The sequence below is a fragment of the Achromobacter sp. 77 genome, from assembly GCF_020541125.1.
Taxonomy (GTDB): domain Bacteria; phylum Pseudomonadota; class Gammaproteobacteria; order Burkholderiales; family Burkholderiaceae_B; genus Achromobacter; species Achromobacter mucicolens.
Map to the genome: position 1 here is coordinate 3,163,411 of NZ_CP059848.1, position 13,047 is coordinate 3,176,457.

A 13,047-nucleotide genomic window follows, 5' to 3' on the forward strand; every position below is an offset into this window, starting at 1 on the left:
GTAGGTGGTGGAGATGCGGCGCGTCTGTCGGCGCCTAGTTGCCGGCCGTGAGCGAACGCCCACGGCTCAGGAATCGGTCATATTCTTCGTCGGGCACGAACAGCCCGCCCGTCGTCCAGGCCAGATGCGTGGCCTGCGGCAGGTGCGCCTGCAGGCCCTGCGCCCGCAGCCACGCCCGGCCGGCATCGGTGCCGCACAGATGGCGGGGGCCGCTGAAGCCCGCAGCGGCGGACGGTTCGATGCGCAGGCCTTCGCTGTCCTTTACGCGCGCCAGGTCTGCGTACAAGGTGTCGTCTTCCACGGTATAGACCCCGCGCAGTTGCGCGCCCACGGCCGCGTAGGCCAGTTCGGAGGCCGTCGGCACCGCCAGGCCGTCGGCCTCGGTCACGTTGGTCAGCCCCACGTCGTACACCGATGCGGACGCCGGCGCGCCGGGCAGCTCGCCGCGGCCCGCCATCATTCGCACCAGGAAGCACGGCGACTGCACCGGCTCGGCAAAGAAGCAATGCACGTGGGGGCCGAAAAGCTGCGTCAGGCCGAACGCGATGCCGCCCGGCGCCCCGCCCACGCCGCAAGGCAGGTAGACAAAGAGCGGATGCTCGGCATCCACACGCACGCCGGCTTCGCCTAATTGCACGCGCAGGTGCAGCGCGGCGGCGGCGTAGCCCATGAACAGGGACGCCGACCGCTCGTCGTCCACGAAATACCCGAACGGATCCGCTTCGACCTGCGCCCGGCCCGCGGCCACGGCCTTTTCGTAGTCGCCCGCGTGCTCGACCACCTCGACTCCGCGCGCGCGCAGCCGCGCCTTTTTCCATTCCTTCGCGTCGGCCGACATATGCACCGCCGAGCGGAATCCCAGCGCCGACGCGATCACGCCGATCGACAAGCCCAGGTTGCCCGTGGACCCCACGGCGACCTGATAACGGGCGAACACGGCGCGGGCCTCGGGGCCGGCCAGCTTGCGGTAGTCGTCGCCCTGGCGCAGCACGCCCTCACGCATGGCCAAGGACTCGGCAAATTCCAGCACCTCGTGGATCCCGCCCCGCGCCTTGATCGACCCGGCCACCGGCAGCGCGTGATCCGCCTTGATCCACAACCGGCCCGCGTCCTGCGGCAGGCCCATGGCCGCCTGCATGGCGGCGGCGGGCAACAGCGGCGACTCGATCACGCCGCCCGTCGCGGCCAGCTCGGGAAATAATTCCGCCAAGAGCGGCGCAAACCGCGCAAAGCGCTCTTGCGCGGACAGCACCTGGTCCATCAGGAAGTGCGCGCCCGGCCCAGCAGCCGCACGCGTTTCAGGGCCGGTCCACAGCACCGGCTTTGCTTGACGGAGCGAATCCAGAACGGGGGATTTGGAGGGAGCGTCGGATTGAAACATGGCTGTGCTAGCGAATGAGAGCGCAAGGAATGCCCACATCCTAGAGGCGGCCGACGCTTTGCAGCAATATCAATGGTTAGAATTCTTCTTTGCGCTTTCCGCAAACCTTGGATCCGACCATGAACCCTCGCGTCCTGCAGGAGATTTCCCTGCGCTATTTCCTGGAAGTCGTGCGCACCGGCTCGGTCAGCGAAGCCGCCGCCCGCCTGGATGTCGCCCCGTCGGCCGTCAGCCGGCAGATTGCCCGCGTCGAACGCGAACTGGGCACGCTGCTGTTCGAGCGCCGCGCGCGCGGCATGGTCCCGAACGCCGCTGGCGAACTGCTGGCCGCGCACGCCAAGCGCATGCAGCAGGACGTGGATCGCGTGGCGGGCGACATCCTGGCGCTACGCGGCCTGCGCCAGGGCCATGTGCGCATCGTCAGCACCGAGGGCTATGCGTCGGAATTCGTCCCCGCCGCCATCGCGGCGTTCCGGCAGCACTACGCCGGTATCCGCTTTTCACTGGATGTCTGCTCGCAGCAGGAAATTCCCCAGCGCATCCGGGACGGCTCGGCGGACATCGGCGTCACGCTCAGCCTGACGTCTCAGCGCGATATCCGCGTGGAAGCGCGCGTGCCTGCGCCGGTGCGCGCGATCCTTTCGGCCGGCCATCCGCTGGCCGACCGCCGCGAGTTGGCGCTGGCGCAATTGATGGCGTATCCGCTTGCGCTGCCCACGCCCGATTCCACGCTGCGCCAGCTGATCGACATCAGCTGCAGCCGCCAGCAGTTGCACTGCGAGCCGGCGTTCACCAGCCGCAGCATCGACGCGCTGGTGGGTTTTGCCAGCGCGGGCGGCGGGGTCGCCTTCTGCGGCGAACTGGCGATCCGAAACCGCCTGGCGTGGGGAAAAATCGTCGCCGTGCCCCTGCGCGACCGCGAGATGAACGAGCGCCACTTCGAGGTGCAGACGCTGGCCGGGCGCATCATGCCGGAAGCCGCCAAAGCCTTCATTGCCAGCATCGCCGAGGCCGCGCGGGCGGCGTCGGGGCCAATCGGCCCCGCCTAGGCGCGCTGCGGTCAGTACTGGTAGCGCATCGTCAGCATCGCGCTGCGGCCCGCGGCCCACGCGCCCTGGCTGTAGAAGCCGATCTGGCTGTAATACTTGCGGTCGAACACGTTGTTCACGTTCAGTTGCGCCGACAGATTGCGGTTGAAACGGTAGCGCGCCATGAGGTTGGTCACGGCATAGCTGCCCTGCCCCACGCGCTCGTCGCCGTTGGGGCCGCTGGCGATGGTGTAGACGTGGCTTTGCCAGTTCACGCCCCCGCCCACGGTCAGGCGGTTCCAGTCTCCCGGCAGTTGGTAGGTCGTGAAGACGCGCACCAGGCTGCGCGGCTGGTCGGTCTGGATCGCGTTGCCGTCGCCATCGCGCGCGGTCCAGTGCGACCACCCGGCCGCCACATTCCAGCCCGGCGTCACTTCGCCCGACAGTTCCAGGTCGAACCCGCGGCTGCGCGTGCCTTGCGCTGCCGTGTACGCCTGGTTGGTCGTGCCCGGCACCATCTGGCCGGGATCCGCCTGCGCCACGTTGTCCTGGTCGATCTGGAAGACGGCGGCGCTGGCATTCAAGCGGCCGTCCAGCCATTCGCCCTTGATGCCGGCTTCATACGACTTGCCTTCCAGCGGGTCCAGCCAGTTGCCGTTGCGGTCCTGATAGGTCTGCGGATTGAAGATGCCTGTGTAGCTGACGTACGCCGTATAGGTGTCATTGATGTCGTACAGCAGGCCGGCGTATGGCGTGAAGTCGTTCTTGTCGAACTCGGTGCGCCCTTCGCCGCCAAAACCGACCGAATTGGTCTTCCAGGTGCTGTAGCGCCCGCCCACGATCAGCTTTAGCGGGTCCGCGAGGTTCAGGCGCAGCGCGCCGTACCAGCCGGTCTGCGTGGTGGTGTAGCGGTTGGCAATGATCGAATCGTTCCAGTCGGGTTCAGGATACGAGCCGTCCCAGTCCAGGAAATTGCCCACGGCGGCGGCGCCGATGGCAGACCGGTAGTTGAAGTCGCCCTTCTGACGGTTGAAGCTTGCACCCACCACGGCTTCGTGGCGGCGGCCGAACAATGTGAACGGGCCGTTTGCCTTCAGGTCCAGCGCGTTCTGCTTGCGGTCGCCCAGATACCAGGCCGGCGAGGCGCCCATGCCCAGTCCGGTTTCCCGATCCGGCCAGCCGTACAGGTACAACAGCTTGCCGTCCATTTCATTCTTGGAATACGAGCCCACGGCCTGCACACGCCAGTCGTTGTCGAAGCGGTGCTCCAGGCTGGCAAACGCGCCCTGCGTGGTGCTGCCCCACGAGGACCAGCGCGCGCCGGTGTTCAGCGACCGGCGCCAATCGGTGCGCCCGCCGTCCGCATACCAGAGCGGAAAGCCGCCCCACGTGCTGCCCTTTGGCTCGTTGTCCTGGTAGTTGTAGCCCACGCTGAGCGTCGTGCGCGAGGTCAGGTCGGCGTCCACCACGCCGTAGAAAACCTTCTTCTTGTTCTGGTAGTAGTCCAGGAACGAATGGTTGTCCTGGTACGCCGCCACGATGCGGCCGCGCACGCTGCCCTCGGCATTGAGTGGCGTGGACAGGTCTGCCGTGGCGCGATAGGTGTCCCACGTGCCCACGCCCGCGCTCAGGTCCGCCTTGAACTCGCGGCTGTCGGCGTGCTTGCGCACCAGGTTGATCGAGGCCGACGGATTGCCCGCGCCCGTCATCAGGCCCGTGGCGCCCCGCACGACTTCCACGCGGTCGTAGATGATCGGGTCGACGGACGACTCGCCTGCCGCATAGCCCACGTCGAACGCCGTGGGCACGCCGTCGTACATGTAGTTGGTGATGCTGAAGCCGCGCGAATTGAAGGTGTAGCGCTCGCTATCGAAGTTCTGCACCGAAATGCCGGGCGTGCTGGCCATCACGTCCGCCAGCGACCGCATGTCCTCGTCGTCCATGCGCTGACGCGTCATGACGGTGACCGACTGCGGCGTCTCGCGCAGCGACAGCGACAGCCCGGTGCTGGCCGCCGTGGCGCGCGGCGTGTAGGAACCGGTTCCCTCGGTCGTGTTCGCGTTGGCGGTGTCGCCCACCACCTGCACCGACGGCATCGTGGCGACAGCGGCCTCCTGCGCGACCGCGCCTGCCGAGGCCAACGCCAGAAAAACCATCGCCGACGTGCGGCGCAGCACAAAGCGAGGGTGAACAAGGGGGCCGCGCGCGACGCGTCTCTGATCTTGCATTGTGGCTTCCTACCGAATTGGAATAAGAGTGACAAATCGGCACGAAGTTTAAATGCAAATACTTCTCATATCCACTAATGTTGTATTTTTCCAATTGCCCTGGGTCAACTGGACGCTTTTGCGGGGCGCTGCACCGCTCGCACCTTGCCGCTCTCGCCGCCTCCGCAGTAGAACGTGCCGCCGCCGTCGGATTCCAGTCCCGACACGCCCACGCCCGCCGGCATCTCCACGGCCTCCAGCACTTGCCCGGTGCGCGGTTCCAGGCGCCGCAGCTCGCTTTCTTCCGCTTCCCAGGTGCCATGCCACAGCTCGCCGTCCACCCACGTCACGCCTGTCACGTAGCGGTTGGAATCAATCGTGCGCAGCACCTTGCCGGTGGCGGGATCGACCTGATGAATCTTGCGGTCGCGGTAGGCGCCGACCCACAGACTGCCTTCGGCCCACGCCATGCCGGACACGCATTCGCCTCCGGGCGCGGGGATCGTGGACAGGATTTCCCCGCTCGAGGGGTCCACCTTCTGGATGTGGCCATCGGCAATCTGATAGAGATAGGTGCCGTCGAAGGCCGTGCCCGCGTTGGCCGTGATGTCGAGCGCGCGGGAGGTCTGTCCGGTCACGGGGTCCATGGCGACGAGGCGGTCGCCCGTGGCAAACCACACTTGTTCGCCGTCGTACGTCAGCCCGTGGACTGCATCGACACCGGGGAACGGGCCATATTCACGCAGGATTTCGGCTTGAGATCGTTTCATGTCGGCTTCCTTTTGTAGGGGTCCGTTCATGCTAATGGCCCGGCAGAATCACCGGAAGTAACAAGCTTGTCGTGAATCCTGGCACGGGCGGCAGCATCCAGCGCCGCGCGCGCCCCTGGCCGAAGGCCTGCACCTTGCCGGCTGCGGCCAGCGTCTCAAGCGCGCGCTGCACGGTGCGCTGGCTGGACCCGACGACCAGCGCCAGCGCCGAACTCGACCAGCCCTCGCCGTCGGCCAGAAAGGCGAGCAGCGCGCCCGCCTCCGGATCCGATTCCTCGCCCGCAGGCGCCAGCAGCGCCACGTCGCTCGCCACAAGGGGCTTGAGCGCGTAGCCGTGCCGGGTGGCCTGCACGTCGGCCAGCGGGCCGATCACGACCCGCAGACGGCCCATTTCGACACGCAGGCGCGCGCGGTGCGTGTCGTCGAAATAGCGCGTGCGAAAGGCCTGGGCGATGAGCGCCTCGCGCGTTGCCTCGCCGGGCCAGTTTTGCGCCAGCGCCCGCAACAGCGCAAACAGCACGGGGCGGCCGGCCAGCGCGATGGTCCCTTGCGCTGCGCGCACGGCGTGCCGGCAGGCATCCACGACCAGCGCCCCGGACGCGAGCAACGCCTCGACCTCGTCCAGCGACAGGGTCCTTTCGCTGTCGTGTGCGATGCGCCGCGCCGCCGGCGCGTCCAGCGCCTGTTCGGCGTGTTCCACTTCCGCCATCAGCGCCGGGATCCTTGCCTGGCCGGCGCACTGCGCCGCGCGCGTGAGTGCGGCCCGGCCTGCCGCAGCCTGCTGGCGGCGTATGGCGATGCCCGCGACAATGAGTTCATGAATGGCCCGCGACGCCCACGGCAACGCGGCCACGTCCAATCCGGCGAGCGTGCGCTCGGCTTCTTCAAGACGCCCCAGCAGCAACTGGCGGCGAGCCGCCAGGTGACCGGCATGCGCCGCATTGACCACATCGCCGTGCGCGTGCAGCGTGGCGCGCGCGGCATCCAGCGCCTTCTCGCCATTGCCCAGGTCGCGCGAAGCCAGCGCGATTTCGGCCCCGGCGACGACGCAGCGGGCCCGCGCCACGGCCTGTCGCGGCCCAAAAGCGCGGGCGGCGCCTTGCAGCAGGCTACGCGCGCGCGCCAGATCGCCCAGCTGCGCCATGGCGATGCCGCGCAAGGCCAGCGCGGGCGCGTCGCTACGCAGCGCCACGTGGTTCAACGCGCCCAGCGGGTCGCCCGCCGCCAGCGCGCGCGCCGCAGCCGAGATCAGAAAGTCCATGGAAAGTGCGCCACGCCTTGCCCCATTATTCTGGCCAGGACACAAATCTACACCGGCGCGCCGCGCGCTTATTGCGGGGACGACACCGGCATGGGGGAACCGCCGGGCGAGATCAGGAGCGGATAGGGATTGAGCGCCCCGCCCCCGGCATAGATGCCGTAGTGCAAATGCGGCGGCGTGCCTTTGGCGTTGCCCGTATTGCCGACAAAGCCCAGCACGTCGCCCGGCGCAACAAGCTGGCCGCGGCGGATATCCGCATAGCCGTCCAGGTGCGCGTAATAGTGCATCTGCCGGCCCGGCCCCATCACCCAGACCACCTGGCCGCCCAGTGTGTTCTCGCCGATGCGTGTGACCACGCCTTCGGTTGCCGACAGCACCGGCGTGCCGCGCTTGGCGAAGATGTCGATGCCCTGATGCGTGCGCCCGCCCGACCGCGAGGCGCCCCAGGTATCGGCCAGCCGCCGGGGCGCTACGCCCTGCACGGGTACCGGCAACGACAGCGGCGCGTCCTGCCAGGAAAGCCGCGCCATGTGCCAGGGTGCGCGCGCCGATTCGGGCAGGCGCGGCCAGACCCAAACCGCCAAGGCGGCCAGCGCGGCAAGAACGAGGAGTCGTCGGGTAAATCGCCAGGGGGTGCGGGCATCCATGCAGGGTTCGACGGACGGGCGGGCCGAGGGTTCCTGCCCGCCGGGTGGCGACACAGTGTTGCGGCAGCGGCGACGCGCCGGCCATGATGCGACCCCATTTTGTGCTTTGTCCCCGGTCCGGGCGTCCCGACAGGCCCTCCGGGGCCGTCGCAGCGTGTAAACTCCCCCCTTTTTGACTCTGGTGGTATGTTGCAAGCCCCCCAGCGCACAGGTTTAAGCGGCCCGACGCTCATTCGCTTGCTGACTCGCCTGACGGACGCGGAAGTCCAGCAGTCCAGGCAGTCGCTATCCGACCATCTGAGCCAATGGCTTGGCTGGACGGACGCGATCGCCCTGTCGGCGGCGCTCAATACCGCTCCGCCCGTGATTGCGCCCGGCGCCCGCATGTTCAGCAGCGCCGAAGAACGCGAATGCGTGCGGGTGCGCACCACGCTTGCCGACGCCATCGCCAGCGACACGGCGGCCACGGCCGCCAAGCGGGTTGCCCCGGCTCGGGCGCCCGCCAAGAAATTGGCGGCCGTCCTGGCCGAAGATGCGTTCGATTATTCGAGTTTTCGCCAGCGGTATCTGTCGTTGCAGCACACGATGGAAACCAGCGTAGGCAACCTGCGCAGCCGGCTGCGCGGGATGGTGGCCGCCCGCAACGGGGAGTGGACGCGCCTGGCCGTCGTGGACGCGATCATGGACCGCGCGCTGCTGCCCAAGGAGCGGGCCCTGCTGGGCGCCATCCCGAAACTGCTGCAGGTGCACTTCGACGGCCTGCGCAAGGCCGAGGAAGCGGCGCTGGCGCAGGCTGCGGAGCAGGCCCTGGCTGAACCGGGCGCGCCGGCCGATGCGACGGCCGACGTGCCAGGCGATACCCAGGCGCCCGCCGTTGACGCCGCGCAGGCCGGGACGTCGCCGCCCGCCCCGGCCATTACCGCCGGCGCGTGGCTGGACACGTTCCGTGCCGACATGCGCGCCGTTCTGCTGGCCGAATTGGATGTTCGTTTACAACCGGTCGAAGGGCTGCTCGCCGCCCTTCGCACCAGCTAATTAGGACACTATGTCCAAGAATCTGATCAATATCGTGGTTTTCCTGGCCGGACTGGCCGTTGTGGGCTGGATCGGCGCGGGTTACGCGGGCACGAACCCGCTGGCGCTGGCCGTGACGCTGCTGATTGGCGTCTGTTACCTGGCGGGCGCGCTGGAACTGCTGCGCTACCAGCAGGCAACGTCGTCGCTGACGCGCGCCGTATCGGACCTGAACGAAGCGCCGGGCAGCCTCGGCGCCTGGCTGGACAAGCTTCCGGCCGGTCTGCGCAACGCGGTGCGCCTGCGCATCGAAGGCGAGCGCGTGGGCCTGCCCGGCCCGTCGCTCACGCCGTATCTGGTGGGCCTGCTGGTCCTTCTGGGTATGCTGGGCACTTTTCTTGGCATGGTCGTCACGCTGCGCGGCACTGGCCTTGCGCTTGAAAGCTCGACCGATCTGGCCGCGATCCGCGCGTCGCTGGCCGCCCCCGTCAAGGGTCTGGGCTTTGCTTTCGGCACCTCGATCGCCGGCGTTGCCGCGTCCGCCATGCTGGGCCTGTTGGCCGCGCTGTCGCGGCGCGACCGCGTCCACGCGGCGCAGCTTCTCGATACCAGGACCGCGACCACGCTGCGCGTGTACTCGCAAGGCTACCAGCGCGAAGAATCCTTCAAGCTGCTCCAGCGCCAGGCCGAGATCATGCAGCGGCAGGCCGAAGCCATGCCCGCCATCGTCGGCCAGCTGGAATCCATGATGAAGAGCATGGAACAGCAGAACCAGGCGCTGAACGAACGCCAGATCGCCAGCCAGACCGCCTTTCAGGGCAAGGCCGAAGCCGCCTACGCCCGGCTGGCGTCCGTCATGGAACAGTCCATGAAAGACAGCGTGGCGCAAAGCGCGCGCTCCGCCGGCGAGGCCCTGCAGCCTGTCGTGCAGGCCACGATGGACAGCCTGTCCCGCGAAACCGCCACCCTGCAGGACACCGTGGCCCAAGCCGTGCGCCAGCAGCTCGAAGGCCTGACGGCAGGCCTGCAAGCCGCGACGACGGACGTCGCGGGCATCTGGAGCCAGGCGGTCGCTGGCCAGCAACGCGCCAGCGAGGCCATGGCCCAAGACCTGCGCGCATCGCTCGACCGCTTCGCCCAGACCTTCGAACAACGCTCGGCCAGCCTGCTGGACAGCGTGTCGGCACGTCTGGAGGCGTCGTCGGGCGACATGTCGCAAGCTTGGACCGAAGCGCTGTCGCGCCAGCAGCAGGCCGGCGAAAAACTGGCCGGCGACAACCTGCAGGCGCTCACCGCCGCGGCCGCCAGCTTCGAGCAGCATTCGGCGTCGCTCTTGCGCACCCTGAACGCGTCGCACGCCGCGCTGCAAACCGACCTTGCCTCGCGCGACCAGCAGCGCCTGGCCGCCTGGACCGAAACGCTGGGCACGATGGGCGCCACGCTACGTCAGGAATGGGAGCAGTCCGGCGCGCAGGCCACCGTCCGCCAGCAGGAAATCAACGACACCCTGGCGCAGACCGTGCGCGACGTTGCCGAACAAGCCGCCGCGCAGGCGGCCCTGCTCGAAGGCGTGTCGGCCCGCATGGAGGCCGCCGCCAACGGCGTGTCGGACCAATGGACCCGCGCGCTTGCCCGCCAGGAAGAAGCCAGCAGCAAGCTGGCCGCCGGCAATCAGGCCGCGTTGGAAGCCGCCACGGCGGCATTCGAGCAACACGCCGCATCGCTCCTGCGCACGCTGGACCAGTCGCACACCGAATTGCAGGCCGCCCTGGCCGCGCGCGACGAAGAACGCCTTGCTGCGTGGCGCGACACGCTGGGCGCCATGACCGCCAAGCTGGGCCAGGACTGGGAACAGGCCGGCGCGAACACCGTCGCCCGCCATCAGGAAATCAACGACGCGCTCGCCCAGACCGCGCGCGGCATCGCCGGTCAGACCGAAGCGCAGGCCCGGCTGCTGCAAGACGTGTCGACCCGCCTGGAAACGGCGGCAGGCAGCGTCACGCAGGCCTGGACGGACGCCCAGACCCGCCAGGAAGACCTGGGCAAGCAACTGGCCGCCGACAATCAGCGCGCCCTCGAAACGGCGGCGGCCGCCTTCGGCCAGCATGCCGACGCGCTGCTGCGCACGCTGGACCAGTCGCACGCCGACCTGCAGGCCGCGCTGGCTTCGCGCGACGAAGAACGCCTGACCGCCTGGACCGGCTCGCTGACGGCGATGGCCGCCAAGCTGGGCGAAGAATGGGAACAGGCCGGCACGCAGGCCGCCCTGCGCCAGCTGGAAATCAGCGACGCGCTCAGCCAGACCGCCCGCGACATCACCGCCCAGACGCAGCAACAGGCCGCGCTTCTGGAAACCGTGTCGTCTCGTCTGGAGACCGCCGCCGGCGGCGTCACGCAAGCCTGGCTAGACGCGCAGACCCGCCAGGAAACCGTCGGCAAGCAACTGGCCGACGACAACCGCGACGCGCTGCAAACCGCGTCCGCCGCCTTCGGCGCGCATTCGGCCGAGCTGCTGCAGACGCTGGAACAATCGCACACCGCCCTGCAAGCGGCACTGGCCGCCAACGACGAGGAACGCCTGACCGCATGGACGGCCAAGCTGGCGGACATGGCCAATGCGCTGCGCACCGAATGGCAGCAGGCAGGCGCGCAGGCGGCCGGCCTGCAACAAGAGATCTGCGACACCCTCAGCCTCACTGCGCAGGACATCACCGCGCAAACGCAGGCCCACGCCAGCGAAACCATCGCCGAGATCGGCCGTCTGGTCCAGGCCGCGTCCGAGGCGCCGCGCGCCGCCGCCGAAGTCATCGGCGAACTGCGCCAGAAGCTGTCGGACAGCATGGTGCGCGACAACGACATGCTCGAAGAGCGCAACCGCCTGCTCGAGACGCTCGGCACGCTGCTGGACGCCGTCAACCACACCGCGGCCGAGCAGCGCACGGCCGTCGATGCCCTGGTGGCGTCGTCGGCGGACATGCTGGAACGCGTGGGCGCGCAGTTCACCGACAAGGTCGAGTCCGAAACCGGCAAGCTGACCGAAGTCGCCTCGCTGGTCACCAGCAGCGCGGTCGAGGTCGCCAGCCTGGGCGAATCCTTCGGCGCCGCCGTGCAGGCCTTCGGCGAATCGAACGACAAGCTCACGGCGCATCTGCAACGCATCGAAGCGGCGCTGGACAAATCCATCGCGCGCGGCGACGAGCAACTGTCCTACTACGTGGCGCAGGCCCGTGAGGTCGTCGACCTGAGCCTCATGTCGCAAAAGCAGATCATCGAGAACCTGCAGCAGCTTGCCGCCCAGCGCGCCACGGCCGGAGCGGAAACGGCATGAGCGAGGATATCGACGGCGGCGTGGAGCCGACGGCGCCGGCCTGGGCCGTCTTTGGCGACCTGATGTCGGTGCTGCTGGGCGCCTTCGTCCTCATCCTGGTCAGCGTCGTCGCGGTGCAGTTGCAGTTGTCGACGCAGCTTGAGGAAGAGGTCAAGCAGCGCCAGGAAGAAACGCAGCGCCGCGAGACGCTGGAACAGGCGCTGGCCGGCCCGCTTGCCGCTGGCCGCGTGACGCTCGTGAACGGCCGCATCGGCATCAGCGGCAGCGTGCTCTTCGCCCTGAACTCCGATCAGCTTCAACCCGAAGGCCGCGAGATCCTGAAAAGCCTGATCGAACCGCTGTCCGCGTACCTGAAGACCCACAATGAAATCCTGATGGTCAGCGGCTTCACCGACGACCAGCAGGTACGCGAGGGCAACCGCCGCTTTGCCGACAACTGGGATCTTTCCGCGCAGCGCGCCCTCACCGTGACGCGGGCCCTCATTGACGAAGGCGTACCGTCGTCAATGGTCTTTGCCGCGGCCTTCGGGGCCGAGCAGCCGGTCGCGTCCAACGCGGACGAGGAAGGCCGCGCCAAGAACCGGCGCGTCGAAATCACGCCCATCCCCAAACCCTCGAACGAAGCGGGTAAGCCCGGTGCGCAGTGACGGCAGCCGCGAGGCGGTCCTGAACCCGCGCGCCGTGCTGGACGGCTGGCGCGCCAGCGGCGCCGACCGCGCCGACCCGCTGCGTTTTCATCTGATCGACGCGCTGGCACGCCGCGCGGCCGCGTATGACGGCCCCGTCCGCCAGCGGCTGGATGGGCGGCTGGCCGACCTGATCCAGGCGTACGAATCGGGCCTGACGGACGCGGGCGCCGCCGAGGACCTCCCTGGCTCACCACCTGCCCCCGAACACGGCCCCCTCGCCGGCCTGGTCGCCTACCTGGCCGGCCCCGGCGCTGCCGGCCCTCCGCAGGCTGCGGACGCGGAATCCGACCGCGCGTGCGCCGAGCGGCTCGACCCGCTGGGCCTGCGCGCCGCCTATCCCGAGCTGCCGCTTCTCGACGAGTTCCAGACGCTCTGGTCCCGCTTCAGCGCCGACCGCCAGGTCCGCCAGTCGCAGGAACAGGTCCACAAGAACGCCGGCCCGCTCAACTCCAATCAGCTCGTGCACCGCGCGCTCTCCCTGATGCGCGAAATGTCGCCCGGTTACCTGCAGCAGTTCCTGTCGTACACGGATGCGCTGATGTGGATGGAGCAAATGACCGCGGCGGCCGCCCCGGCGCCCAAGGAAGCGCCCCGCGCCGGCGCCGCCAAGAAGTCCGCGCGCAGTAAGCCCCGCAAGCCAGCCAAGGAAAGCAAGGAATCCGCCTGAGGCCGATTTGCACGCGGCGGCTCGGCGCAGTACGATACGTTCCATATACGAAACA

At 68.6% G+C, this 13,047-nt stretch carries 10 protein-coding genes; 5 read left to right on the forward strand and 5 right to left on the reverse strand.

Going from position 1 to position 13,047, the window contains the following annotated elements:
* Positions 1-34: 34 nt before the first annotated feature.
* A complete protein-coding gene (locus H4P35_RS14610) occupies positions 35-1,381 on the reverse strand; it encodes a D-serine ammonia-lyase (protein WP_226846065.1) in 1,347 nt (448 codons plus the stop codon).
* Positions 1,382-1,500: 119 nt separating this feature from the next.
* Between H4P35_RS14610 and H4P35_RS14615 the strand changes: the two genes are divergently transcribed.
* The gene (locus H4P35_RS14615; RefSeq protein ID WP_226846066.1) at positions 1,501-2,430 is read left to right on the forward strand and encodes a LysR family transcriptional regulator; all 930 of its coding nucleotides are present in this window, start codon (positions 1,501-1,503) and stop codon (positions 2,428-2,430) included.
* 11 nt (positions 2,431-2,441) lie between these two features.
* Here the strand turns inward: H4P35_RS14615 and fhuE are convergent, their stop codons facing one another.
* The 4 genes from fhuE to H4P35_RS14635 form a co-directional block, all read right to left on the reverse strand.
* A complete protein-coding gene (gene fhuE, locus H4P35_RS14620) occupies positions 2,442-4,637 on the reverse strand; it encodes a ferric-rhodotorulic acid/ferric-coprogen receptor FhuE (protein ID WP_226846067.1) in 2,196 nt (731 codons plus the stop codon).
* 104 nt (positions 4,638-4,741) lie between these two features.
* Positions 4,742-5,386 carry a PQQ-binding-like beta-propeller repeat protein gene (locus H4P35_RS14625; protein ID WP_152384618.1) on the reverse strand — a complete coding sequence of 215 codons (645 nt, stop codon included), beginning with the start codon at positions 5,384-5,386 and terminating at the stop codon, positions 4,742-4,744.
* A 31-nt stretch (positions 5,387-5,417) separates the two neighbouring features.
* Complete coding sequence (locus H4P35_RS14630) at positions 5,418-6,647, reverse strand: helix-turn-helix domain-containing protein (RefSeq protein WP_226846068.1); 1,230 nt, start codon at positions 6,645-6,647, stop codon at positions 5,418-5,420.
* A 68-nt stretch (positions 6,648-6,715) separates the two neighbouring features.
* Positions 6,716-7,294: a M23 family metallopeptidase gene (locus H4P35_RS14635; RefSeq protein ID WP_226846069.1), complete on the reverse strand. Its 579-nt coding sequence runs from the start codon at positions 7,292-7,294 to the stop codon at positions 6,716-6,718.
* 186 nt (positions 7,295-7,480) lie between these two features.
* On the opposite strand from H4P35_RS14635, the gene H4P35_RS14640 reads away from it, so the two are divergent.
* The 4 genes from H4P35_RS14640 to H4P35_RS14655 are packed head-to-tail and all read left to right on the forward strand — an operon-like array spanning position 7,481 to position 12,992.
* The gene (locus H4P35_RS14640) at positions 7,481-8,329 is read left to right on the forward strand and encodes a DUF3348 domain-containing protein (protein ID WP_226846070.1); all 849 of its coding nucleotides are present in this window, start codon (positions 7,481-7,483) and stop codon (positions 8,327-8,329) included.
* 10 nt (positions 8,330-8,339) lie between these two features.
* The gene (locus H4P35_RS14645) at positions 8,340-11,636 is read left to right on the forward strand and encodes a DUF802 domain-containing protein (RefSeq protein ID WP_226846071.1); all 3,297 of its coding nucleotides are present in this window, start codon (positions 8,340-8,342) and stop codon (positions 11,634-11,636) included.
* Entirely contained in the window at positions 11,633-12,283 is a 651-nt protein-coding gene (locus H4P35_RS14650; RefSeq protein ID WP_226846072.1) for an OmpA family protein, read from the forward strand. The genes H4P35_RS14645 and H4P35_RS14650 overlap by 4 nt, the downstream gene beginning before the upstream one ends.
* A complete protein-coding gene (locus tag H4P35_RS14655) occupies positions 12,273-12,992 on the forward strand; it encodes a DUF2894 domain-containing protein (protein WP_226846073.1) in 720 nt (239 codons plus the stop codon). The genes H4P35_RS14650 and H4P35_RS14655 overlap by 11 nt, the downstream gene beginning before the upstream one ends.
* The last annotated feature ends 55 nt before the right edge of the window (positions 12,993-13,047 follow it).

What these genes read in the sequence shown, in the direction of transcription:
- H4P35_RS14610 (WP_226846065.1), bottom strand. Translation starts at nt 1,381, where the DNA reads ATGTTTCAATCCGACGCTCCCTCCAAATCCCCCGTTCTGGATTCGCTC.
- H4P35_RS14615 (WP_226846066.1), top strand. Translation starts at nt 1,501, where the DNA reads ATGAACCCTCGCGTCCTGCAGGAGATTTCCCTGCGCTATTTCCTGGAA.
- fhuE (WP_226846067.1), bottom strand. Translation starts at nt 4,637, where the DNA reads ATGCAAGATCAGAGACGCGTCGCGCGCGGCCCCCTTGTTCACCCTCGC.
- H4P35_RS14625 (WP_152384618.1), bottom strand. Translation starts at nt 5,386, where the DNA reads ATGAAACGATCTCAAGCCGAAATCCTGCGTGAATATGGCCCGTTCCCC.
- H4P35_RS14630 (WP_226846068.1), bottom strand. Translation starts at nt 6,647, where the DNA reads ATGGACTTTCTGATCTCGGCTGCGGCGCGCGCGCTGGCGGCGGGCGAC.
- H4P35_RS14635 (WP_226846069.1), bottom strand. Translation starts at nt 7,294, where the DNA reads ATGGATGCCCGCACCCCCTGGCGATTTACCCGACGACTCCTCGTTCTT.
- H4P35_RS14640 (WP_226846070.1), top strand. Translation starts at nt 7,481, where the DNA reads ATGTTGCAAGCCCCCCAGCGCACAGGTTTAAGCGGCCCGACGCTCATT.
- H4P35_RS14645 (WP_226846071.1), top strand. Translation starts at nt 8,340, where the DNA reads ATGTCCAAGAATCTGATCAATATCGTGGTTTTCCTGGCCGGACTGGCC.
- H4P35_RS14650 (WP_226846072.1), top strand. Translation starts at nt 11,633, where the DNA reads ATGAGCGAGGATATCGACGGCGGCGTGGAGCCGACGGCGCCGGCCTGG.